The sequence below is a fragment of the Pseudanabaena sp. BC1403 genome (genome assembly GCF_002914585.1).
Taxonomy (GTDB): domain Bacteria; phylum Cyanobacteriota; class Cyanobacteriia; order Pseudanabaenales; family Pseudanabaenaceae; genus Pseudanabaena.
Genome location: NZ_PDDM01000002.1, coordinates 185,579 through 211,047, shown reverse-complemented (window position 1 = coordinate 211,047; position 25,469 = coordinate 185,579). Strand labels below are relative to the sequence as shown.

Genomic DNA, 25,469 nt, shown 5'->3' with positions numbered 1-25,469 from the left:
TCGGAAGTTAACTCAGTAAAATTGAAAATCAGTTTCGTAATGGCAATCGCCAGAAAATTTGTGAATGCCAAGTAAAAGCCAGAAACTTAAAGTAGAATTTAGTTAAAAGATATTTGTATAGAAATTTCATAAAATTCTGTGGTTGTACCTATGTATGCTAATAGTCAGGAAGTGCCAATTGAACAGGCGATCATTCGCGCTCCCTTAACGATCACAGCAAGTGCAACTGTTGCTGACGCGATCGCCCTAATGAGTGTGGGCAGAAAAACTTGCAACTTATTATGTGAGATTGACTCAGAAATAAATTTGCAATTAGCTCATGCCCAAAACAGTTGCATTTTAGTAACTGAAGGGAAAAAACTAATTGGCATTTTGACTGAACGTGACTTGGTTAGGCTATGTGGACAAAAAGCTAATCCTGAAACTTCAGCCCAAAATTCGGTGCAAAATCTGATCGAAACTACGATCGCTGAGGTGATGGTTTATCCAGTTCAATCACTTTTGGAATGGGAATTTACCGACATCCTTGTAGCAATTAATCGCTTCCATCGCTATCAGATTAAACATTTACCCCTAGTAAATGATCGTGGCGAAATCGTTGGATTACTTACTCAAGAGAGTTTACGGCAATTATTGCGTCCCATCGATATGCTGCGTTTGCGTCAGGCTAGGGAGGTTATGACTACTTCTGTGATTTATGCAGATTCTAGAGCTTCGGTAGCACAGATTGCGAACTTAATGCTTGAGCAGAAAGTGAGTTCAGTAGTGATCGTTGAAGAGTGCGATAGAGGCATATTGCCTGTGGGAATTGTTACTGAAGGCGATATCGTTCAATATCTTGCTTTAGAGATAGCACTAGCGACAACATCTGTACAGGTAGTGATGAGCTTTCCAGTTGCTACAGTCAGCCCAGATGAGACACTTTGGTCAGTACGAGAGATAATGCAAACGCGAATGATTAATCACTTGATTGTGACTAATCCAGATGGAACAATGGAGGGAATCATTGGTCAAAGTGACTTGATTAATACACTTCAGCTCACAGAAATTTATAAACTAGTCTCGATCCTAGAAACAAAGATGTCTCGACTAGAGCAAGAGAAACTAGAGTTACTCCAAGGACGAAATAAACTATTGGAGAGCCAAGTGCAAGCAAGCACATTTGCACTAGCTGACAGTAATAATATGTTTCGTCAATTTGCCGATAATAATCGCGGTGCAATTATTATCCGTGAGTTTAGTACTGGGAAGGTAATGTATGTGAGTCCTCGATATTCTGAGATTTGGGGACATTCATGCGAGTATTTATATCAAAATCCTGAGATTTGGATGCAATCGATCCATCCTGAAGATATTGATAGAGTTCTTCAACTTTATAAATTGACAGTTAGTAGTGGATTCTTTAGTGAGGAATATCGAATTATTCGTCCTGATGGAGATATTCGATGGATATGGGGACGCTGCTTCCCCTTAAAAAATTCTAATGGAAAAATCGAGCAAATGGCTGCCATTGCTGAAGATATTAGCGATCGCAAGATTGCGGAAATAGCCTTAAGAGAGAGTGGACAACGATTAAGAGCAAGTGAATCTCTTTTAAGCGCCATGTTTGAACGTTCAGTTGTAGGCATAGCAATTACGAATGCTGACGGTAAATTTATTAGGACTAATCCTTTTTATCAACAAATGGTTGGCTATTCTGAAAGTGAATTGCAATTAATGCGATTTACTGACAATATGCTGCCTGAAGATATAGAAGATAATTTACGACTGCGTACTCAAGTCTTGTCTGGTGAAAGTGAAAGCTATCAAATGGAAAAACGACTTTTTCATCAAGATGGGAAAATGCTTTGGGTACGAACAACTAGTTCTAAAATATTGGATGAAGTTGGTCAGACACCACTTTTAGTTGGGGTCATCGAAGATATTAGCGATCGCAAGCAAGCTGAAAAATCTTTGGCGAGTGCAGAGATAGAAAGACAAGAAGCGATTGATGATCTCTATCAACTCAATCAACAATTAGAGTCAAGAGTTGCACAACGGACGCAGGAGCTTCAATTTACCAATCAGCAATTGAGCGCGGCTAATAATGAGTTAGCTAGGGCGACGAAACTTAAGGATGAATTTCTTGCTAACATGAGCCATGAACTGCGGACTCCACTAAATGCTGTGTTGGGAATGTCTGAAGGTTTGATGACAGGAGTATTTGGAGATTTAAACGAGCGACAGATGCGATCGCTATCTCTAATCGAAACTAGCGGTCGGCATTTATTGGAATTAATTAATGACATTTTGGATGTAGCCAAAATTGGTGCAGGTAAATTGGAGCTGGAGCTTAGCTCCGTAGCGATCGAATATCTGTGCAAATCCAGCCTAGAATTTGTCAAGCAAATTGCCAGTCAAAAAAATATTCAGCTCAAGTTGTCTATCAACCACAGCATCAAAATGGTCACAGTTGATGAACGACGCATGAGGCAAGCCTTAATTAACTTACTCAGCAATGCGGTTAAGTTCACGCCTAAAGGGGGGAGTGTTTGCCTAGAAGTTAATCTCCAAGCAGCAGAGACAACAAAGATAACTACCGAATGCCCTTATGTAATGATCTTCTCAATTATTGATACGGGTATTGGCATTTCTCCAGAAGATATTAGTAATCTATTTCAAGCTTTTGTCCAGATTGATAGCAGCCTAAATCGACAATACGCAGGCACAGGTTTAGGACTTACTCTAGTCCAACAACTTGTGGAAATGCATGGAGGCTGTGTGAGTGTTGCTAGTCAAGTTGGCGAAGGAAGTTGCTTTTCGATAGTTTTGCCCTATACAGAATCAATTGAATTAGATAAATTAGATAAAGTAGATAAATTAGAACTTCCATCAAATTCCTTCAGTGAGAGTTATAAGCAAGCAAGTAATTTAGAGAATAATTTAGCTGTTAATCCTTTGATTTTGTTAGCAGATGATAATCCCATTAATATTGAAACTTTCTCTAATTATTTAATTAGTCGAGGATATCGCCTAATTTTTGCATCTGATGGTCAAGAAGCAATCAATATGACGATCGCCCAAAAACCTGATCTGATTCTGATGGATATTCAAATGCCAGTGCTAAATGGAATCAGCGCAATTAAAAGTATCCGAGCAAATCCAGATATAAACAATATTCCCATTGTGGCGCTAACTGCTTTAGCGATGATTGGCGATCGCGAAAAATGTTTAGCCGTTGGTGCGAATGAATATCTCGCCAAACCTGTGCAACTATCTCATTTAATTACAGTTATTCAACAACTCCTAAAGACTATATAAATGGCGGCGCTACGCGCCGCCATTTATATAAAAACAAACTAAAGACAAACTATTGCCAAGTCTGGCGAAATGCCTTGACAACTTGATCCATGCCAACGGATCGTGAAGCTTTAAACAGAATGCGATCGCCACTTTTAACTTTTTGCAAAAGCGTCTGTGTAATATCGTCATAGGACTGACAGGCGATCGCATATTTCAATGAACCATTGGCTCCCGTCAAAATCGCATCTGCTTCACCATCGGTCAAGATGATCGCTCCTTCAATTCCCAATTTACTGATCGCTTCACCAACTTGACGATGCAATTGAGTAGACATCTCTCCCAATTCCTTCATCGTCCCCAAAACTGCCCAATGTCGTTTTGCTGGCATATCTGCAAGTTGGCGCAGAGCCGCGAGCATCCCTTCAGGGGAAGCATTATACGTCTCATCAAGAATCATCACATCTTGAGGCAACTCATATATCTGCGCTCTACCAAACGGAAGATCGAGTTTCCCGATCCCTTGAGTTGTTCGATGCCAATCGAGATTTAATGCCCTGAGAACTGCTAAGCCTGCCAAAAAATTTAAAGCATTATGGCGACCTGGTAAGGGCAAGTCCCACGTTAGACCTTCTACATGTAATTGCTGATCAATTAGTTCACCATTGATATCCCCAGTCCCTAAGCCATAGGTGATCGTTTTACCTTGCCAAACTTTGCTAGCCATTTCCAGCAAAAGGGGATTACTAGCATTGAGAATGGCAGTGCCATTCGGAGAAGTCTCAGCCAAAAGTTCACATTTAGCTTGAGCGATCGCTTCTCGCGAACCTAACCTACCAATATGAGCTGTTCCCACATTAGTGATTACGCTCACCGTCGGCAAAGCTGTTTTGGCAAGGCGTTCGATTTCGCCTAGACCACGCATCCCCATTTCTACAACGACAAAACGATCCCGCTCAGGATCAATCGACAACAAAGTTTGCGCCACACCAATATCATTATTATGGTTAGCCTGACTCTTGTGAACTCGCTGATCGGGGGCGACATAGCAAGCTAACATGCTGGCAATAATTTCTTTAGTGGTGGTTTTGCCAACTGAGCCAGTAATCGATACAACTGGGTGTAAAAACTGCGATCGCCACCAGCGGGCTAGATCTTGGTAAGCCGTAATTATATCGTCAACGGCTAAGACAGGTAAACCTACTGCGGCATCTGAGCTCGCCCATTCACGGCTGACGATTGCAGCAACTGCGCCTTGGGCGATCGCTTTTGCCACAAACATATGACCATCAAAGTTCTCGCCAGTTAAAGCTACAAATATCTCACCAGCTTTAAGTTTGCGGCTATCGGAAGTAACGCCCCTTATCTCTATGTTGTTTTGCGCGTTTTCGTCAATATTGGCAACCATTGCCGATGTAATGGCGATCGCTTGGCTAATCGTACAAATACAGGTCATGCTTAATTTTTTCTGTTCGTAGCTGTTCTGTGCTTCGGATGGCAAACTCAAATTTGGTAAAAAAGTCTCGGTTTGCGCAACTTTTCAACAATTCTAATTATGAGACCAATTTCAGTACTTTCATTACCAGTGGCACTAAAAGTACTGAAATTGGCTTAGTTAAAAGTATGTTTGCGACATGTTTTTAACTAAGCCAATGGGTATAACTAAAACTACTGGCAACTTTTTTACCAAGCTTATTACAGTGCTTTACGCTCAAACCCAAACTAATAAATTCTTTAATACCAATTCACAAAAGCGTGACAACACTTCTGTGAATTAAAAAGCAAACCCTGTAAGGGTTTTAAAAACACAAAGTGGCTACGCCACTTTGTGTTTTGGTATAAAAGTGTTGCGAAGCAACACTTTTATAGAATTTATTATGGTTAGTTTGATCGGAAATAGCTGTAGGTTTAATATTCCAAGCTTTATTATTATCAGGCTTCGGGCAGCACATCATCACCAAACATTTCATTCAAGGCGATGAGATATGGCTCAAACTGCTGAACATGCTCTTCTCCAAGACAATTATGCATCTCTTGAGAAAGCAGTCTTAACAAAGTGCGCACTAGTTCCCAACTAACTTTTAAAGGTGGATAGAGCATAATACAGAGGGGGAAAAGCTCTTGCTGAATTGAAGCAACGCTTTTTTCGAGAACACATAGACAAAGATAAACTTGAAACATCTCAATGTCACGCAAGCTAGAAACACGAATTTGAGGTGAGCTCAACACACCGCTATAGCAATGATAGTCAGAATGCATAATCAGTGTTTTTTGAGAAACTTGCCGTGCAATTTCACTAGTTCTTGTAAGCAAATGACGCACAGATTCCAAGGCAATGTCGTCATACTCTAGATTCCCAGCCGCTTCATAGCATCTTTGCAAGGGCATGTAGAGATGATCGTCAATGACTTTGAAGTAGGAGTTAACCATCAATTTTTCGAGTGGTGGAAGTGAGTCGAGAAGTAACTGCCCACTGTAATGAAACTGCATACTCACAAAGCCGATCGCGCGCGCATCAACTGATGTGAATTTTTTGCGAATCTTTCCAACGCTTTGAGCGATCGCAACTGAGAGCTGTCCAATTGTTGGTAACTGTGTATAGCTGGCTAGACTCAATTTTTGCCCATCAATGTTCAGGTCTATCTCTACAAGGCGACTTTCAGAATTCTCTGTATAAACCTTTAGAGCCTGCTCTAACAGAAACCGAGAATCGGTGGCGATTGCCCAAGGATCGATTAAGTCTGCGGCAATACCATGGGTTTGCAACTGCCCCATCAATAAATTTTCGGTCTTTGCCCATGCCTGAGCGCTAGAGAAGCGTAGAGACTGCAATAAATTTGTAGCAGTTACCTCACGTCTCTCTGTTGATAAGATTTCCTCTAAATTATTAGATTTAATATCCTGCTTGGGTGAATCCGCTTGCAAATTTTGAATATACTTCTTTGCCCAAATATTTGCCAATGTCGGAACAGCAGGACTGGCAGCATCATGAAAATCCTCCGCTAGATTATCTGCAAGAGTATGTCTAATCATTGCGACTCCGAAAGTAAACAGTTTTGTTAAATTAGTCACATTATATTTCCTGAGCCTAAAATAGTTAAGGTTTAGTTAAAAACACTTATTAGGATTCAGTTCCTCCTCAAAACCAAAAATTTAGAGTCAGCGCAAAGCGCTGACTCTAAATTTTTGGTTTTATTCTATTTAAATCACCATACCTAGATAGAATTCCTGAGATAGCTGAGGCTTAAGTCTGGCAAGGGGGCGCAGCACCTACAGAGCATAAATATTATTCAGATAGGGGCAATCCACCCGTGTCTGCCCTGATTCACTACCAGCAAGAGATTCATTATCTGCTTTCTACACATAACATCAGCTATTTAAGTTTGACTTCTGATGATTGATGTAATGGCAACTGAGTTGTTACGGAAGTTCCATCGTTATTGAACAAATCACAGGAAATTGGCAGACGACTAATATTTTTGTTGCTGCCAATTACAACGATCGCTGATCCTTTGAACAGCTTTTGGTTTGGATCAGGGTTGATTTCAAACTTTTGATCATGGCTAACGGCAATCACATTTACGCCATAGTGACCACGCAGCTTTAGTTCTAGGATCGTCTTGCCATCAAACTCTTCAGGAACCATCACTTCGACAATACTATTATCTGGATCGAGTTCAAAGCGCTCTAAAATGCCTCGTTGAGTTAGCGATCGCGCCAATGCTCTTCCCATTTCTGCTTCAGGATAAACGACTAGATCCGCACCAACTTTTTTGAGCAAAGTCCCATGTACTTCTGATGAAGCCTTCGCAACAACGTGCTTCACTCCCGCTTCCTTCACATTCAAAGTAGTGATAATACTCTCTTCTAAAAAATTGCCGATCGCAACAATCACCGTATCAATTTCGAGAATGCCAGATTCTTTGAGTGCAAGTGGATTAGTGGAATCTAATTGAATACAATGCGCTGCTAGGTTATTGGCTCGAACATGACTGACACTCTCTTCGTCTTTGTCAGCAGCTAAGACCTCATGCCCTAAGCGATCAAGGGTCGAGCATACCGATCTCCCAAATCGTCCTAAGCCAATCACGGCAAATTGCTTGTTTTCGTGGCGCAGACTACGAAAAAAGCTTAAAGAAGATATATCCACAAAATTTTCCTGTATTCCTTACGGTGATTTATTTTAAATATTACTAAAGACAGCAAGTAGCAATGTTTTTAGTGGCTCAACCAACTAGCATCGACTCTTGAGGATATTTAATCAGACTAGGACGGGTATCAGTAAAGATTGCTGCCATCAATAGTAATACGCCAACCCGACCGATATACATTGTGGCAATTATCACGAGTCTGCCTGCTGAGGATAACGATGAAGTAATGCCAGTCGATAAGCCGACTGTGGCGAATGCTGAAGTAGCTTCAAATAGAATATTTATAAAGCCCATATTGCGATCAGTTAATGATAGTAACCCTGTCGAACAAATTACTGTAAATAATGAACCCACTGCGACACCAACTGCTTTTAAGATCAGACCATTTGGTACTTGCAGCTTATAAAGATTGATTTGATCTCGACCCTGCAATGCTGCGCCCGTACAACTAGCCAAAATCCTAGCAGTTGTGGTTTTAATGCCACCACCTGTACCTCCAGGGCTTGCACCGATAAACATTAAAGCGATCGTGATAAATATCCCAGTCACAGTCATTTTGCCATTGTCAATCGTATTGAAGCCAGCCGTGCGCGTAGTAACCGACTGAAACCAAGCACCAATGATCTGATCAAACAGTGGCAATTTACCCAATGTTTCGCTATTACTAAACTCTGTCAACCAGAAAAATATAGTGCCAAATAGGAGTAAGGCAATGGTTGTACTGGTGGCTACGCAGAAGGTCAGACTAAAGGAGATGTAATCGCGATCGCGTGAAAATTTTGTTCTTAACCATAGATAGCCTTCTAAAATCACTTGATAGCCAATGCCACCAAAAATAATCAGTAAGCCAATAATGATACTCACCATCGGTGAATTCACATAGCCCATCAAATTATCTGTGAATAGGCTAAAACCAGCATTATTAAAAGCATTAACGCTATGAAAAATTGATTGCCAAACACTTTCAGTAAAGCTCATTTTTTGGCTAAAGATGGGCATCAGGGCAAATACCCCAGTCAACTCAAATAACATTGTCACGGCAATGATTGACTTAACTAATTGCAGACCGCTACGAATACCATTTGTATCCAATGCGGACTGCAAAGTCACTTTGTCCCTCAGGCTAAATCTACGTCCAATCAGCAATAGGAGGATGGTAGTCGCAGTCATATAGCCCAATCCGCCTATTTGGACTAACAATGTCAGGAACAGTTGTCCCCAAAATGAATAAAATTTACCGACATCAACTACCGATAAACCCGTTACACATACAGCCGAGGTAGAGGTAAATAAAGCGGTGATCAGATCTGACCATGTGCCGTTACTAGTTGATATGGGCAGCATTAGTAAAAATGTCCCAATTGCTATGACAGCCACAAAGCCAAGACAAATTGTTCTAGCAGGGTTCACGTTGATTCCGCAAATATATCCGTGAGTTACAAAATTAATTCTATAGCGATCATTGGAATAGAGACGACACAAATTCTCGTCGTATCACCGAAAATTTACCCCACCCTAGCCCTCCCCTTGCAAATAATGATTAGAGGTGGCGCAAAGCGCCGCCTCTAATCATTATTTGTGGTTAACCATACCCAATGACAGAAGGGCAACATTAGATAAGAGTGTTACGATCGCTATTATGCAAATACAGGGTTACAGGGACTGAAACTAATGAAATACTACACATTTGGCAATAATTTTCCCAATGGCGGCGGTGGTGGCGATCGCTGGTCAGGTGTGCGTTTTTGGCTAACGACTATGCTGGTTTTTTGGGCATTTAGTGCGATCGGGCTAGGTTGGCTAGTTAACTCGTTTTTCATCTTGATTGGTTTCATTACAGTAGTCCCTGTCGTCGCCTTTTTTGGTTTGCAATGGTGGATTAAACGCAGCATCGTGACAGCAGATTGTCCTATATGCGACACAACTTTTAATGCCTCAAGGTCAAGTCAGTTTCAATGTCCTAACTGTGGTGAACCTTTGCAAGAGCAGCAAAATAAATTTGTACGGCTTACCCCACCAGGCACTATCGATGTTGATGTCCAAGTTGTCGAATGAGTCCATCCCCCTGTTTTGGATCATTTTTTAGAAAGGAAAAGGATGCGCGAAGCGCATCCTTTTCCTTTCTAGGTATAAAATACTGTTAGCTCTATATTTAGCGTTTAGCATAGGATGTCACCATGCCCTTGATTGCAACCGATAAAATTGTCAAAGACCTAGAAAAGGCAGGCGCTTTAGCAATGCGCGTTCCCCCAGAAGGCGGATATGAAGGTCGCTACCAACTCAGACTGAAGAATGCAGGTTATGACATTTTGTTCATTTCTGCGCGTGGTTTAGGTGATGTGAATAGCTATCTCACTGGAGTTCATGGCGTGCGTCCTTCTCACCTTGGCAAAACCGAGATTCGCACATATTTCATCCCACCTGCGATCCAATTTCGTCTCAATGCTTTACCTCCTAAAGCTAAGGGCTTAGTTGTGTGGCTGATCGAGGGTAAATACCTGTCCAAGGAAGAACTTGAGACTTTAAGCCAGATTCCCGATCGCGATCCAAGAGTAAAAATCGTAATTGAAACAGGTAGCGATCGCCAAGTGACTTGGCAACCGCTCAAGCAAGCTGTTGCGGCATAAATCTAAAGAGGGGGAGCGTAGCTCCCCCTCTTTGATTTATTACTAAAGGAGAGATGCGGCGCAAAGCGCCGCATCTCTCCTTTAGGTTAGTGGCTAAATATATAGCTTTAATGTTGCCATTGACGAGGATCGAGGTAATAGTATCTTTGCAAGATTTCGTAAAGAGAAGGATGCTTTTGGTTTAACTGATGTGGCTTCTCAAAAAATGTCTCCGTTGCCACCGCAAAAAACTCCGCAGGATTAGTCGCACCATAACTATCAATGACAGTTTTTTTCCCACATTCCACGCGATCGCATAGTTGCAAATATTCTGTCGTCATCACCTTTGACCATGCCGCATAATCCATTGCTCTTGATAAAATTGGCACACCTTCAGCTTGCCCATCTTCTTGATCAAGCTGGTGTGCAAACTCATGCAGCACCACATTATGTCCATCTTGCCAATTGCGAATATCCTGCTGTACCTGCTCCCAAGAGAGAACCAATTGATCTCTTGTCCATGACTCTCCTAATCTAGCGACACGACGTTCTTCCACTACATAGCGATCGCTCATCACCATCTCATTGACGATGTAAGCGTGAGGATAAACCAAAATCGATCGCAGATTTGGAAAGTAAGTTTTACGATCGCCAAATAACAACAAACAGGCGATTGCCGCGATCGTCACTTTAATCTCTTGCGTAATTTGCAATCCTAGACAGCCAATAAATTGCTTCTCTTTCAGAAATACTTGTATATAGCCGAGCAATTCTTTTTGCTGTTCAGAAGTCATACTCTTATAAATAGAAAGATTACTTTCGATAATGCTTAACCATGACTTAGGAAATTGCTGCGCCATGAGGCGATCGCGTTGCCACTTCACAAAAAATGGATAGCACAAAATTCCTATAGCGATTGCACTGATCACAATAGAAAAGATGAATGCTACCACATTTGGAGGAATCATTGAGGCGAAATTAGCTGAAATTAGATAATTTCAGGGATTTATGACTATTTCTCCATCTATATTGACATAGGTAGTGATGACAGCAAGCATTTATTAACTAAAGGATTTATCGTGAGAATCTCGCGCAAAATAAAGTAACATCGCTTAGAATGGCTTTAGAAAACTCAACATTTGCCATCACACCTATGAAAGCTATTTGGATGTTAGCGGCGATCACAGGCTTATCAGTTGGAATTACTAGCTGTGGTGCAGCTAAAGACGCAACTCAAGCCCAGACACAAAGCCAAAAACCATCTACAGCTGTAGATGTGGCAATCGCTAAATTTGATACTCTCCAAGCTGAGACAGAGTACACAGGCACAACTGCACCAATCAGAGAAGTGTCGGTAAAATCGAGACTGGAAGGGCGTTTGCTCGATCTGAATGTGGATGTTGGCGATCGCGTGGAAACTGGACAATCAATCGCCCAATTGGATGATGCAGTTCTATCCGCAACTGTGCTACAGGCCGAAGCGGAAGTTGCAGCGAGAGAAGCAGAAGTTTCGCAAGCAAGTGCTGGCGTGGGTAATGCTCGCGCTCAAGTAGAACGAGCCAGACTGGAATACCAACAGGCACAAGCTGATGCGAACCGCTTCACCCAATTGGCTAAAGATGGAGCCGTATCTTCTCAAACTGCGGAGACTGCAATTACCCGTGCGCGAACTGCCGAGCAATCATTGCGATCTGCTGAGCAACAAGTCAGTCTTCAGCAACAAACGGTGGGAGCAAGTTCACAGAGAGTTTTAGCTCAAGAAGCGATTAGACTAAGGGAACAAGAGCGTCAATCCTACACTACGATTACTGCACCGATTAGTGGGGTTGTGCTAGAGCGCGTTAGTGAAACGGGGAATCTTCTATTCGCAGGAAATGACGTTATAAAATTAGGTGATTTTAGTCAAGTTAAGGTAATTGTGCTGATTTCAGAGCTGGAAATTAGTAAGGTTCGTTTAAATCAATCGGTTGACGTGCGATTTGATACATTCCCAAATCAAAAGTTTACAGGAACGGTGAGACGGATTTCACCAGTAGCTGATCCTGTAGCGAGATTGATTCCTGTAGAAGTTGTCGTTCCTAATCGCGATAATAAATTGGGAAGCGGTCAGCTAGCGAGAGTGCAGTTTTCCAGTAATCAGGCTCGTCAGATTGCGATCGCAGAAACAGCTCTAGAGGTAGCAGGACGACCGACCCCATCACCTAAAGATGCAAATACAACTCAAGCGAAGCCAAAAACCGATACCAAGTCTAATCCTAATGCTAGTAATCAAGGCAAGCCAAAAACTGGCACAGTTTTTGTGATTACTGGTGATCAGCAAGAGCCGAAAGTGGCGGCGCGTAAAGTTACCCTTGGCGATCGCCGTGATGGTAAAGTCGTGATTCTCTCTGGTTTAAAAGAAGGCGATCGCATCGTGGTCAGAAGTGGGGGCAAATTGCAGGATGGTGATTCTGTCAAGCTCAGCGTGTTATCGGAATCTTCTAAATAAAGATGTAAGGCACTTTGCACCTTACATCTTTATTTTTTTTAATTATTTTAAGAGGTAACTATGAGCAACCAAAACTTGTCCAATCCGAAGCCGACAGGATTTAGTATCAGCGCCACGGCAATTCGCCGCCACATCGGTACGCTGATGCTGACGATCGCTATTTTTGTGATGGGCGCATTTTATATCACCCGATTGCAGGTAGACTTACTTCCATCAATTGTTTATCCACGCATCGGCGTACAGATTGATGTTCCAGGGGTTTCTCCAGAGGTGGCTATTACCGAAGTCACCAAACCTCTAGAAGAAGCTTTGGCAATTACGGAAGGCGTTAACCAGCTTTTTTCGCGTACTCGCGAAGGACAAGTGCGAGTTGATTTGTTTTTTGATGCAGGTAGTGATGTTGATCAGGCGCTGAATGATGCTGTTGCTAGCTTCAACCGTGGGCGTAGTCGTTTACCTGATGTCGTCGAGAATGAAAGAATTTTTAAGTTTGATCCGTCTCAATTTCCGATCTATGAGTTTGCGCTCACATCGCCTTCTTTGTCATTGCCAGAGTTGCGACTATTCGCGGATGAGGAGTTGGGTCGGGAACTGGCGATCGTGCCTGGGGTTGCGGGTGTTGATGTAGTTGGAGGAGTAAAGGAAGAAGTACAGGTTAATCTCGATCTGCCTCGATTACAATCAGCAGGCGTGAGCGTTAATGATGTTTTGGATGCATTGCGCGATCGCAATATCGATATTTCTGGTGGTAGGTTACGCAATGGCGCGGTTGAGCCACTGACTCGGGCGATCGGCAAGTTTAAAAATGCTAAAGAGCTAGAAAATTTATCCTTTGTGGTTAGTAATCCATCGGCTACAACCCAGTCTAGACAAGTCTATTTGCGTGACTTTGCGGAGATTATTGATAGTACTGAGGAACAACGGGTTTTCACTACATTAAATGGACAGGAAGCGGTGCGGTTGCTCATAACTAAGCAGCCCGATGCTAATACGATTGAGGTCGTTGATCGCGTCAAGGAAAAAATTGCCACCCTTCAGGAAAATGGCTTGATTCCCAGTGATGCTGAGGTAACAGCCACCATTGACGAGTCAAAGCTAATCAGGGCATCGGTTGCTAACGTGGCTTGGTCAGGGATTATTGGTTCTGGCTTAGCGGCGATCGCTGTGTTTTTATTTCTAGGATCATTACGTCAGACATTAATTATTTCTCTTGCAATTCCCCTAGCGACCCTTGCGGCAGTAATCTGTATGGGTATTTTTGGATTCTCTCTCAACCTATTCAGTTTAGGTGGACTTGCTCTTGGTGTCGGTATTGTTGTGGATAACTCGATTGTGATGTTAGAGAACATTACTATCGGCATTGAGAAAATCCGCAAGCGCAATGCTGGTGAGGCTGGCTTTGACGACATTATTAACCAATCACAGGCTAGCAGTGCTGAAATTGAATCAGCTCTAATTGCTTCTACTAGCACCAACCTTGTCGTAATTTTTCCATTCTTATTGTTAGGTGGATTTCTATCACTACTATTCAATCAACTAATTCTGACCATTAGTTTTGCAGTACTTGCCTCGATTGTGATTGCAGTAACTGTAGTGCCGATGATGGCTTCGCGACTATTAGCAATCCCTTGGTCGAGCCGTTTAAATGAATCTTGGTTCATGGTCGGATTTGAGCGTCGTTTTGCGGCGGCTACTCTGGGCTATGCAGGATTTTTAGCAAGGATTGTCCATTATCGGCTTTTGGTGATAATTGCTTTATTTGCAATCCTTGGCGGTGGTGGCTTCCTAATGGCGCGACAACTTCCCCAAGAAATCATCCCCCAAGTCAAAACAGGTGATGTCAACGTCAATGCTCAATTCCCAGCAGGTACAACTCTTGCTGAGAATATTAAGGTGATGGCGCTAGTTGATGAAATTCTGATTAAGCAACCTGAAACAGCCTACTCATTCGCTACTATTGGCGGTGGTTCCTTTGGCAATAACGTTACTGCTAATCCTTTGCGAAGTGGTAGTACGGTTACCCTCAAGCCAAATGCTGACCTGACGGGTTTTGTGAGTCGCGTTAATCGCGAAATAGCCAAACTAAATCTAGCAGGAGTGAGGGTTCGGGTTAACCCTGGGCAAGTGCGCGGGATTATTGTCAATAATTCCCCTGTACCCAGAACTGATATTGATGTCGTTTTGCAAGGTAATAACCCCGACCTATTGACCCAAGCAGGTTTAGAAGTTCTCAGTGTCTTAGAGAAGTCAGTTAAAGGCGCAACTTTCCGTCCCGATACCGATGCTCGTCAGCCTGAAGTCCAAATTATTCCTGATTGGGAACGTCTGCAAGCATTAGGACTATCCACCCAAGCGATCGGCTCCACTCTGCAAACTGCGATTACAGGTTCAGTACCCACCCAACTACAACGTGGCGATCGCCTTGTCGATGTGCGCGTACAGCTTGATCCTGAGTTACGCCAAAACTCTTCGCAGTTGCAGCAAGTCCCCCTATTTGTCAGCAATAATCGACCAGTCCGCCTCGCTGATGTGGCAACTTTGAGCGAAGGTCGCGCCCCAGGAGAAATTCAACGGATTAATCAACGTCAGGTTTACCTAATCCTCGGTAGTGTGGAGCGCGGCGCAAGTCTTAGTGATGCTCTCAAACAAACTGAACAGGCGATCGCCGAAATTGACCTGCCCGATGGTGTCACCGTATTACCTAGTTCTGCAAAAGCTGCTAATGACAACCTATCTGGAGCCTTTGGAACATTAGGCTTACTTGCCTCATTCCTCGTATTTGTGGTGATGGCAGTACAGTACAACTCATTGCTCGATCCACTTGTGATCATGCTGACGATTCCCCTTGCACTGGCTGGTGGAGTTGTTGGACTATACGTCACCAATAGCTCGATCAATGTGATGGTAGTAATCGGCGTGATCTTGCTGATTGGGATTGTCGTGAATAATGCGATCGTACTGGTGGAACTGGCAAATCAATTACGCGAGGAGCAGAAATGTAGTCGTATCCAAGCGATGTTGCAAGCTGCCCCCACTCGTTTACGTCCGATCTTGATGACCACGATTACAACTGTTGTCGGTGCATTTCCGCTTGCCCTTGGCGGCGGCGATGGTGGTGAGTTTTTACAACCACTTGGAATCGTAATTTTCTCAGGCTTAGCCCTTGCCACAATCCTGACTTTATTCCTGATTCCTTGCTCCTATGTATTGATACATGAGTTGAGTTGGGCAAAAGTAAGTAAGTTAGTGCCATTAAAAGCATCATCAAGAAATTAAAGCTCTTTGCACTCTAAAGTCGAGAAAGAATAGGTATAGCAATGTAAGCTTTGCTTAGGACATACAACCCAAATTAATAAAGGCGGAGCTTCGCTCCGCCTTTATTAATTTGGGTTTTGAAATGAAGTACGGGATTGTGTCTCCGCCGAAGGCGGAGACACAATCCCGTACTTCGATCGCTTGAAAAGCGCTATATATTTTAACTAACTTGGCGAGCTATATATTGTGAGAAATATGCTTAAATCACCTCGTTAACAGGGAAGCGATCGATCATTTGTGCAGCTTGCTTGGCTGATGAATAGATTTGAGAGGGCAAATTCGGTACATGGGGAATTTGATATAGCAAATCAATCGTGCGGCGCATCAAGCGGACAATATCGCCCTCATCAAGATTCGTATTTTGACATAGCTCCGACCATTCCATTCCCAACGCCCATTGTTCCACTAGTCCTGTTAGCTCATAATCTAGCCATGCAGGAATATCGACCAAATGTCGGCGTTGGACTGGCATCAATTCTCGACGGCGATCGCGCAAACCATCAAGGGCATCTTCCACCGTTGGGGATAAACCAAATTTGATCCAGTTATCAGGACGACTGTTTTCACTAACGATCGCAGCACAGACGGTAGCGAGGTGATGGGGAGCGAGGTTATCTAACTCTCCTGACATTAGACATAGAGCTAACCATAGTTCATTCTCACCTCGCAGCGCCGCTACGACCTTACCTTTATCGGTGGGTTGGGTATCTTCAAGACATCCGTAGAATTGCAAGATATTAACTAAGCTCATAAATTCTTGCCAATGTCTTTGGCGGCGCTCATTGACCACCTTTTGCTGAAATTCGATCTGGCGCTGCAATTGTTCGAGCCGACTAACTTTTTTGAAAACAGCACCGCGATCAGTCATTTTCGAGACAGGATGTTGATTCATTTCTGACTCGATCGCAATGACTCTCGACTGTTGGGTAATTACTTCAGGTGCTAACTCTGGATCAGGTAATGGCGTAATTTTTTGGGCGATCGCAAAGCTGGATTCATCCCCATCGATCGATTGTCCTGGGCGCAATGGCAACTTTGCAGGATATTCGATATCACCATCAAGCAACAAATCAGCACCAACTTGGACAATATCTTTATAACCAACCGTATACCAGCGATTATCGCGACCAAGACAGACAAACCAAGGAAACTGCCCAGAGCCTTGCACTTTGGCAGCGAGAACTGTATGCACAATCAAGCCTTTGTTAGTGCGGATCGTAAGCGGTGAGCCTGACAGCAAATAGGGAGCGTAGGAAGCCAAATCATTTAAACGCATCTCTTCCGCTTGCTGTGCGAGCATTTTTAGGAGCCGCTTTTCTTCTCGGAGGCGATCGCGCAATTTGTCATAAACTTCCAATTGCTTCAAATCGATATTAGCAAGATCTTTCTCTAACTTAGCGATTTGCTCGATGACTAATTCGAGATTCTGGATTTGTGGCGCGAGATTAAGATCGGCAAGATACTGCCCAAAGCTTCGTTCTACCAGATCTCTAGCTTGATCAAGAGAATGAGTTTGCAACAAGTTCATGACCATTCCATAACTCGGTGCAAACTGACTAACAAGAGGATCGGCTCCAGATGTGGCGAGATGAGCAGCTTCTTTAGCCCCTTCAAAGGGAGTTTGCACAGTCACAACATAGCCAACTTCATCCATACCTCGTCGTCCAGCCCTGCCTGCCATTTGCAGAAATTCCGAAGCATTGAGCAATCGATGTCCGCGATCGGTACGCTTGGAAATACTAGAGATTACGGTAGTTCGTGCAGGCATATTAATTCCTGCGGCAAGAGTTTCCGTCGCGAATACAACTTTGATTAAGCCTTGTTGGAAGAGTTCCTCGACAAAGCCTTTCCAAGCAGGTAAAATCCCTGCATGATGAGTGGCAATGCCACGATAAAGAGCATCAATATGTGTAGGTTTACCAATCTCAGGATTTGCGGCAACAAACGAATCAATTTGCGGTTTCAATCTCAGGGCTTCGGTCGGACTAACTAGAGAGACATTACCTAAGTCCGTGACCGCTTTATCACAACCTCGACGGCTAAAGATAAAATAAATTGCTGGCAGCATATCGCGCTGACGCAGATGGGAAATTACAGCCCCAATCGGGGGAACGATTTTATGTCTTTCTTCTTTTGATGGCGGCTTATTAGTGAGCGGCTTCAGTCGCGGATTAATCTTCTCATTAGAGCTATCTAGTAGCGGAAAAAACCCTTTGTTATTACAGAAAGAATGCTCAAGAGGAACTGGGCGGAAATCAGAATAGATTAATTCGGTGTCGCCATGTACTTTGTGAATCCAATCGGTGAGCTGCTGGCTATTTGCCACGGTTGCCGAGAGTGCCACTAGCTGCACTCCCGCAGGACAATACACAATCGACTCTTCCCATACCGTTCCCCGTTGGCGATCGTTCATGTAGTGACATTCGTCTAGTACCACTACTTCCACGTCTGTCAACGAAGTACCTACTTCACCGATAGGAGTACCATAGAGCATATTCCGAAAAATCTCGGTAGTCATCACCAAGATTGGTGCATCACGATTGACAGAGGTATCACCTGTGAGCAAGCCCACATTATCATCGCCAAACTGCTGCCGAAAGTCTCGCAATTTCTGATTTGATAGCGCCTTGAGGGGGGTGGTATAGAAAACGCGGCGATTACCTGCTAAAGCTGCATGGATCGCATATTCGCCGATTAAGGTTTTGCCTGAACCAGTTGGCGCACAAACAACGACCGACTTACCAGCTTGCAATGCGGCGATCGCCTGTAATTGAAACGGGTCAAGTTCAAAGGGATATAATTCTTGTGGGTCTATTGCTTGCACGCAGGTCTGCCTGAGTAAATATACTTAAATTAGACTAGCAATTATGATGAAATGCTGATCTGATCTTCTATAGTAGCCTATTGCAAGGGGTTGCGAGAATAACCCAGTAGTGATCCAGCAATTCTCATTGTAAAAATCAGTTTTAATGCAATTCAGCCAACGGCTGAATTGCATTAAAACTGATTTTAGAAATTTCAGCGCCGTAGGCGCTGAAATTTCCAAAATCAGTATTTTAAAAATCAAATTAAAAAATCAATCAAGTCATAAACTCAACCAGCTAAAGACTTGCTCTACTGTTAGCTCTAAATCAATTCCTGCGAGAACTGGCAAGCGATCGCTATTTTTAAATTCTCTTACTCGGCGATCGCTATCCACTAATAGAATACTCTCGTCTTCTGCATCAAGTAACCAACCTAGTTCAGTACCATATTCTGCACAATGTAATAATTTTGCTAAGACTTGTTTATATCGCTGATCGGGCGAGAGAATCTCAATCGCCCAGTCAGGATAAGTTTCAAAACGATTAGCAATGCGCCCCGATGGCAAACGAGGGATTCGCTCCCAACGAAATACAGCTATGTCTGGGACGATCGCTAACCCACCAAAAACACAGCGTAGCTCTGGGAAGGCTAAAGCAATTTGCTTTGGTTGAGTAATTTGGCTAATGGTCTGACAGAGTGTACCTTGTAGTAAACTATGTTCTCCTTGTGGCATTGGTTTCTGTATGATTTGCCCATGAATAAATTCAGAGGCAGGTTTTGTCTCTGGCAGTGCTAAAAATTCATCTAGTGTTGTGGGTCTAATTGCTGTAACAGTCATAGCTTTATGCCCTTTGGAACTTATTCAATATTAACAGCTATCTCCTTCGCAGCCTAGAACTGATAACTTACACTAAAATGAACGGCAGTATCTTGAAGATTATTGCCGCGTCCTTGCAAGTTCACAAATGGAATAGCAGCTTCAACTCGGAGCAGGAACCGCTCAATTGGCTCAATAATTAGACCTATCCCACCTGCGGCTAAAAAGTTTTGTGATGATGAAGGTGTAGGGTTATTGCCATGATTCCAAATTGCACCAAGATCGATAAAAGGAGCGATTTGGAGAATTGCTCTGTTAGTTTCTTGATCTCGCATTGCTACTAGACGAGTCTCAAGACTAAAGCGAATCCCGTTATCGCCTGATCGCGCATTTTGGCGAAATCCTCGCAGTGATTGTCCACCGCCAATCGTGAATTGTTGAGAAGGAAGTAAAGGATTAGCAGACAACTGCGAATCAAAAGAGGCGATTAGAAGCGCATCAGAGCCTAGCATTTGCACTCTTTGAGCCTGTCCGATCCAGCTAAAAAAGCCAGCATTAGGTGTGGTGACATAGGTGGCGTTAAATAGTCCTGTGCCAAGATTGAATTGCGATCGCAATGACCATGTACCATCATTATCGCGCAAGGTATAGTCTTGACCAAAGCGAAATACGCTGGTGGTGCTGACACCATTGGCATCAGGTCCAATCCCAAATGGGGTTGCAAGATTCTCAAACAGGAAGGTCTGTCCTGTCTGATGGGCAAATCCTAGGGACAGCGCAAATTCTTCGCGTGGGTTACGAATTAATGGTTGGCGATAAACGATGTCATAGAGGCTACTCGCGCCACGAATATTAAAGGTCGCGAAGTCTGGATCGGTAATCCGATAGTTATTCGGCGCGTAGCGAATTGCTACAGTTCCATTCATGGGATTCACGGGAATGCTGTAGCTAAAGTCGTAGAGATTGGAGCCACCTGTGGTGCTGCGATAGTAGGATGCTGAGAGTAAATCGCCAAGTCCTGTAAGGTTCCGATAGCTTAATCCTACACCCATGCGTTCTGAGCCAACGGCGATGGGTGAGTAATTGTCAAAGCTAACGGAGCCGCCAAACTGTTTTGATTCTTCTACTTGGACTACTAGTAAGCTTTTATCTGCTTCGGTGCTGGGTTTGAGAGTGGAGGTGACTTTTTTGAATAGCGGATCGTTTTTTAGGAGTCGCAACTGATCTTCAACAGCGTTGGCATTGAATGGTTTGGAGATCCCCAATTCCACTCGCGATCTTACGTAGTCAGGATTGGTTTGGACAGTTCCTACAACGTCAATTCGTTCAATTTGTCCCTCGATTGCTTTGATTTGAGCAACCCCATTAACGATACTTTGAGGATCTTGCGGGTCAAATTGAGCACGGGAGGTGAGATAGCCATTACTGATATACAGTTGAGTAATATCTTCAGCAGCGGCTTTGACCTGTTCTAGAGTGGAGGATTTGTCTTGGAGTGACTGAAGAATAAGGTCGATCTCGTCTCGGTTGAGGACAGTATTACCAATCAACTTTACTTGATTGATGGATACGGCTTGAGAAATCGCAGTTTCTGTTACCTTAACTTCTGTCTCACTTGTTTTTGTATTCTCTTGATTTAATGCGATCGTATCAGCATAGCTGGGGAGCACAAAATACCCTGAGCTAATTACGATTGTCCATAGTAAGCTCTTGAGGGAGTCTTTTGTTTGTTGGGTCATTAGTCTGCTCACACCATTTAATTATACTATTTATATATTTCAAGCCTGTAATTATAGACTGAAATAAAATTCGCGCCAAAAGCTTACAAACATTAGGTCTGTGTAGGATACAATCCCCGACTTTACCTTAAAAAGCAAATTGAGGATTTTGGCATTTAATCCTTGAGAAATCTAGCAGGTTTAGGAGACTTCCGAACCTTGAGTAGGATATTTTTTCTGTCTTTTTTAGTCTCAAAGTTGACATCTACTAGATCGATATATTCCTTGCCAATAAATCTACCAATTGAGCGATTGATTGCTAATTTAATCACATCTTGATTGACTGATTTTTCAAAAATACTGATATCTGCATCTTTCCAGATATCGTTGGTGTTGATCGCTAAATTGCCACCATCTTTATTCATCAGCTCAACGATTACGATCAGGAATCTATCAAGGCGCTGGAATTCAATATCATCGGTTGAGAGAAATGCGATCGGAGTTAATGATGATAAAACCAAAACTTTCTTCTCGTCATGGTAACGAGTCTCCTTGTTAGGATCTATGTCTGGCTTTGATGTGACAACAGGTGGTGTAACGATAGGTGGTACAACCACTGGTGGGGTAACGACTGGTGGGATAACGACTGGTGGTACAACCACTGGGTTATTGGTTAAAGCAAAGTTGGCGGGTGTAGCAGCTCCTGAAGTGGCTGTGTTGGTATAAGATCCTGCGATTGTGTTGGCAGTAACGGAAACTGTGGCAACTCCACTAGCATTGGTCGTTGCAGTTGCGATCGCAACTGCTGTTGATGCACCAGCATTGGGTGCGGTGAAGGTGACAGTGCTATTTGGGACGACATTGCCGAATTGGTCTGTTACTGATACTTGTAATTGATTGGCAAATGCGGTGTTGACGACTGTGCTTTGTGGTGTGCCTCCTGTGGCGGTGATGGTGGCTGGTGCATCTGGGGTGTTGGTTAGAACGAAGTTGGCGGTGTTGGATACGCCTGTAGCTGTAGCTGTGACATTGTAAGTTCCCGATGTAGTAGTAGCCCTGAAAGCTCCAGCAGTGGCTATACCTCCCGCAATTGTTGCTGTAGTGGTGCTGCTCGCACCAAACAAACCTGATACAGCAGTATTTGGTGCAGTAAAGGTAACTGTCTCTCCATCCACAACCCCGCCATCAAAGCTGACAGTAACTCCTAAGAGATTCCCAAACAATGTGTTGACAGTGGCACTTTGTGGTGTGGTTCCGCCTACGGGAGTGAGAGTAAATCCTCTCGACTCAAATGCACCGATATCACGAGTACCATTAACTATAAGGATACCGCGTTGGTCAGATGTGGTAGGAATTGCTCCACCTGCTGTGGTACTTGCATCAAGGGCAATACTGTTAGGAGAAAGGGCAAAGGTTTGTGTGGAACCACCATTATTGGCGAGGGTAGTGTTAATTACCGTGCTGGCTGCCCCAGTCGGAGTAATGGGCGTTACTCCTGTAACTGAGCCAGTACCACTGATGCTAATGCCACTTGTTCCATTTGCGCCAACAATATTTGCTCCAGTAAAATTGACAATCCCCGTTCCCACTGGATTCGTCACTCTATTTGTTACAAAGATCTCTGGATTTCCGACTGACGAATTACCGATTATGATGCTGTTAGCGATATTAATTGTACCACCTTCGCTAAAAATAGCTCCCTGTGGATTTGGCGTATTGCCAGAGACAGTGATATTAGAGATGTTGGTTGTACCAGAGAAGTTAAAAATAATGCCTCTGCCGTTAAAACCTGTCGAATTTCCAGAGAAGGTACTATTAGAGATATTAGTCGTACCACCCTCGTTCAAAACCGCTGCTCCAGCTCTATCGGTTAACGTATTGCCCAAGAAGACACTGTTAGAGATTGTAGTTGTTGCATTCGAGCTGTAAAGCGCACCAACGACAGTTGCCGAATTATTCGAGAAGGTAGTGTTGGAGATTGTAGCTGTACCAAAGTTGGCAATAGCACTGCCTGCAGATGCCGAATTATTTGAAAATGTACTGTTTGCAACATTAAGTATTGTCCCATTATCATTAGTAATGGCAGCCCCTGTGGCACCAGAAACATTATTAGAGAAAATAGTCCTATCCAGGCTCAGGGTCGATCCTGTAACGATAAATATACCTCCTCCATCTCCAGTAGCTCTTCCCCTTGTAACAGTCAAGTCATTCATATTGACAATGCCATTATTGCCAATACGAATGACTTGGACGGCATTGTTACCACTAACAATAGTGTTATTCGCACCTGCACCATTTAGTGTCAAGTTTTTATTAATTAACACTGTTGCGCCTAGTGTGTAAGTGGCAGCCGCCAGATTCACAGTTGCTCCAGTCGCCGCTGCATCCACACCATTTTGCACTGTCCCCGCAGCACCTACATTGACCGTAGTCGCAGTACCCGTAAGAGCACCTCCTGTTAAAGTAATCGGTGCATTGAGATTAGTGGTGGTTGCATTGAGCTCCAAGCCATTTCCAGAAAGAGAATTGATTGCCGCATCGACAGTAATCGTATTAGTTGCGGTCAGGGTGACATTACCAAAACCAAGAGCCGTCACAATTACAGCGCTATCGATAGTACTAGCACCCGCATTAGCATTAGCTGCCGCAACTGTAGGATCAATTCCACCAGTTGCCACCACAGTAATCGAAGTAGGATCAAGCAACCAATTACCTGATACACCCTGTGGAGCAGAAGTATTGACCTGTGCGGTATTGCCTACAATGAGAGTATTTTTGCCAGAAGTCTCAACTAGTCCACCATTACCGCTTTGGGTTCCAGCTTTTGCCGTAATAGTGCCATCAAATTTCGTTGTATTATCCGCCCATACGATTACTTTGCCGCCATTGCCATTGGTCAATGCATCGGCACTAATCTTGCTGTTTGCGTCAACCGTTGTTGATTGAGCAGTAGGTGTTGTGCCAGTACCCTGTAAATCGCCACCAATGAGCACCGTACCGCCGCCGTTATTTCCATTTGCATTGATGTTGGCACTTGCTAAGGTGACATTGTTGCCCAAAGCTTGAACATTACCGCCGTTATTTCCCGATACATTTAAATTACCTGATACGATCGCAGTTCCCGCAGTCTTCCCAGTAAGCAAGCTAGGTAAATCCACGCCTTTTAATACTGGTGCATTACCAACAGCTTGCCGATCAGCTATCGGCAGTTCAAGTGACATCAAACTACCTTCATTGCTGATTTTGATAAATTTGTTATCAGGAGTCGCTGCGATCGTTATGTTGCCAGAAGGTGTTGCGATCGTTCCCGTATTTACTACCATTCCACCAACAAGGGTCACACTTTTGCCTGTACTAGCATTCAGATTCCCTTCATTGACGATTACACCTGATGGATTAGTATCCACACTTGGCAAAGTATTTGTAAACGCATAGCCAGCAACATTACCAGTGAGGTTGCGAACTTCATCAACGCTGCTATTCATCCCAAACCAGCCATTCCCTACTTGGATTCCTGACGCAGTTGTAGCCGAGAAACTGGCGGGTACATTCAAACTGGCATTTGCACCAAACACAATTCCAGCAGGATTCATGATGAATAGATTAGAGTTTCCTCCTGTTACTTGAATCAATCCATTAATCAGCGATGCTTCTCCACCTGTTACACGAGTTAAGACATTCTGAATATTAGGACTGCTTAAAAAATTAGCTATTTCCCCTGTGGATAGTCCTAATTTTTGCAAACTATAAAATAAGTTGCCACCTGCCTGTGTTCCACCCGTGATGTTGTATTGGTTGCCTACTTGATCGACATTTGTATTTAATCCATTAGCCCCAGTAGTGATGTTCTGGGCATAGGCTCCGCTTGTTGATGCGATTATGCTAGTTAGTAATAAGTAACTTAATCCATGTTTTACAATGAACATAACAAAAATCTCGTAGGCTGATGATATATATTACGACAAACTACATAGCTTTTGGGTTCGCAATTGCTCATAAATTTATACCTTATAACTTATTAGTAACTTACCTATAACTTATAAATTTATGCATCAAAATATTCTAACTTTTATGTACTCACTCACTTTACGCAGAAGGAAATCCCTAAAATCGACCAAACCTAGGATAATCATGGAGGCGTAGCTCCTATAAATCTATATTATTCAGGTAGAGATAATCCTTCTGTGGTTGCGCTTGTTCACGATTCAATAGGAGGATTGGTATTTTCCATCTACGCAATATGTCGTAATTATTATAAAGTGATACTTCGCAGAGAAGCTCTGGGAATTT

Annotated in this window: 14 protein-coding genes; 5 read left to right on the top strand and 9 right to left on the bottom strand. The window is 43.2% G+C overall.

All coding sequences use genetic code 11. The annotated features are described in order from the left end of the window. The first annotated feature begins 150 nt into the window (after nt 1-150). Complete coding sequence (locus CQ839_RS03410; protein ID WP_103666876.1) at nt 151-3,300, top strand: PAS domain S-box protein; 3,150 nt, start codon at nt 151-153, stop codon at nt 3,298-3,300. Nucleotides 3,301-3,349: 49 nt separating this feature from the next. Here CQ839_RS03410 and murF read toward each other — a convergent pair whose 3' ends face one another. From murF to CQ839_RS03390, 4 genes are all read right to left on the bottom strand, one after another. Then, a complete protein-coding gene (murF, locus tag CQ839_RS03405; RefSeq protein WP_103666875.1) occupies nt 3,350-4,735 on the bottom strand; it encodes a UDP-N-acetylmuramoyl-tripeptide--D-alanyl-D-alanine ligase in 1,386 nt (461 codons plus the stop codon). 476 nt (nt 4,736-5,211) lie between these two features. Further along, nucleotides 5,212-6,351 (bottom strand): hypothetical protein, encoded by a 1,140-nt coding sequence (locus CQ839_RS03400; protein ID WP_258040614.1) that lies wholly within the window; start codon nt 6,349-6,351, stop codon nt 5,212-5,214. A gap of 301 nt (nt 6,352-6,652) precedes the next feature. Continuing rightward, the gene (locus tag CQ839_RS03395; RefSeq protein WP_103666874.1) at nt 6,653-7,429 is read right to left on the bottom strand and encodes a TrkA family potassium uptake protein; all 777 of its coding nucleotides are present in this window, start codon (nt 7,427-7,429) and stop codon (nt 6,653-6,655) included. 76 nt (nt 7,430-7,505) lie between these two features. Then, nucleotides 7,506-8,840 (bottom strand): TrkH family potassium uptake protein, encoded by a 1,335-nt coding sequence (locus CQ839_RS03390; protein ID WP_103666873.1) that lies wholly within the window; start codon nt 8,838-8,840, stop codon nt 7,506-7,508. Nucleotides 8,841-9,101: 261 nt separating this feature from the next. Between CQ839_RS03390 and CQ839_RS03385 the strand changes: the two genes are divergently transcribed. Further along, the gene (locus CQ839_RS03385) at nt 9,102-9,485 is read left to right on the top strand and encodes a hypothetical protein (protein WP_103666872.1); all 384 of its coding nucleotides are present in this window, start codon (nt 9,102-9,104) and stop codon (nt 9,483-9,485) included. 122 nt (nt 9,486-9,607) lie between these two features. Beyond that, complete coding sequence (locus CQ839_RS03380; RefSeq protein WP_103666871.1) at nt 9,608-10,057, top strand: NAD(P)H-quinone oxidoreductase subunit N; 450 nt, start codon at nt 9,608-9,610, stop codon at nt 10,055-10,057. 107 nt (nt 10,058-10,164) lie between these two features. Here CQ839_RS03380 and CQ839_RS03375 read toward each other — a convergent pair whose 3' ends face one another. Then, entirely contained in the window at nt 10,165-11,004 is an 840-nt protein-coding gene (locus CQ839_RS03375; protein WP_103666870.1) for a zinc-dependent peptidase, read from the bottom strand. Nucleotides 11,005-11,153: 149 nt separating this feature from the next. Here CQ839_RS03375 and CQ839_RS03370 point away from each other — a divergent pair, with 149 nt between their 5' ends. Both CQ839_RS03370 and CQ839_RS03365 read left to right on the top strand, forming a co-directional pair. Then, complete coding sequence (locus CQ839_RS03370; RefSeq protein ID WP_103666869.1) at nt 11,154-12,524, top strand: efflux RND transporter periplasmic adaptor subunit; 1,371 nt, start codon at nt 11,154-11,156, stop codon at nt 12,522-12,524. A gap of 60 nt (nt 12,525-12,584) precedes the next feature. Continuing rightward, complete coding sequence (locus tag CQ839_RS03365) at nt 12,585-15,800, top strand: efflux RND transporter permease subunit (protein ID WP_103666868.1); 3,216 nt, start codon at nt 12,585-12,587, stop codon at nt 15,798-15,800. 238 nt (nt 15,801-16,038) lie between these two features. Here the strand turns inward: CQ839_RS03365 and CQ839_RS03360 are convergent, their stop codons facing one another. The 4 genes from CQ839_RS03360 to CQ839_RS03345 all read right to left on the bottom strand — a co-directional run bounded on the left by CQ839_RS03360 (nt 16,039) and on the right by CQ839_RS03345 (nt 25,105). After that, nucleotides 16,039-18,663 (bottom strand): RNA helicase, encoded by a 2,625-nt coding sequence (locus CQ839_RS03360; RefSeq protein ID WP_103666867.1) that lies wholly within the window; start codon nt 18,661-18,663, stop codon nt 16,039-16,041. Nucleotides 18,664-18,924: 261 nt separating this feature from the next. Further along, nucleotides 18,925-19,482 carry a Uma2 family endonuclease gene (locus CQ839_RS03355; protein ID WP_103666866.1) on the bottom strand — a complete coding sequence of 186 codons (558 nt, stop codon included), beginning with the start codon at nt 19,480-19,482 and terminating at the stop codon, nt 18,925-18,927. Between the two features lie 53 nt (nt 19,483-19,535). Continuing rightward, nucleotides 19,536-21,200 (bottom strand): ShlB/FhaC/HecB family hemolysin secretion/activation protein, encoded by a 1,665-nt coding sequence (locus CQ839_RS03350; protein ID WP_103666865.1) that lies wholly within the window; start codon nt 21,198-21,200, stop codon nt 19,536-19,538. 155 nt (nt 21,201-21,355) lie between these two features. After that, entirely contained in the window at nt 21,356-25,105 is a 3,750-nt protein-coding gene (locus CQ839_RS03345) for an S-layer family protein (protein WP_103666864.1), read from the bottom strand. Nucleotides 25,106-25,469: the final 364 nt, after the last annotated feature.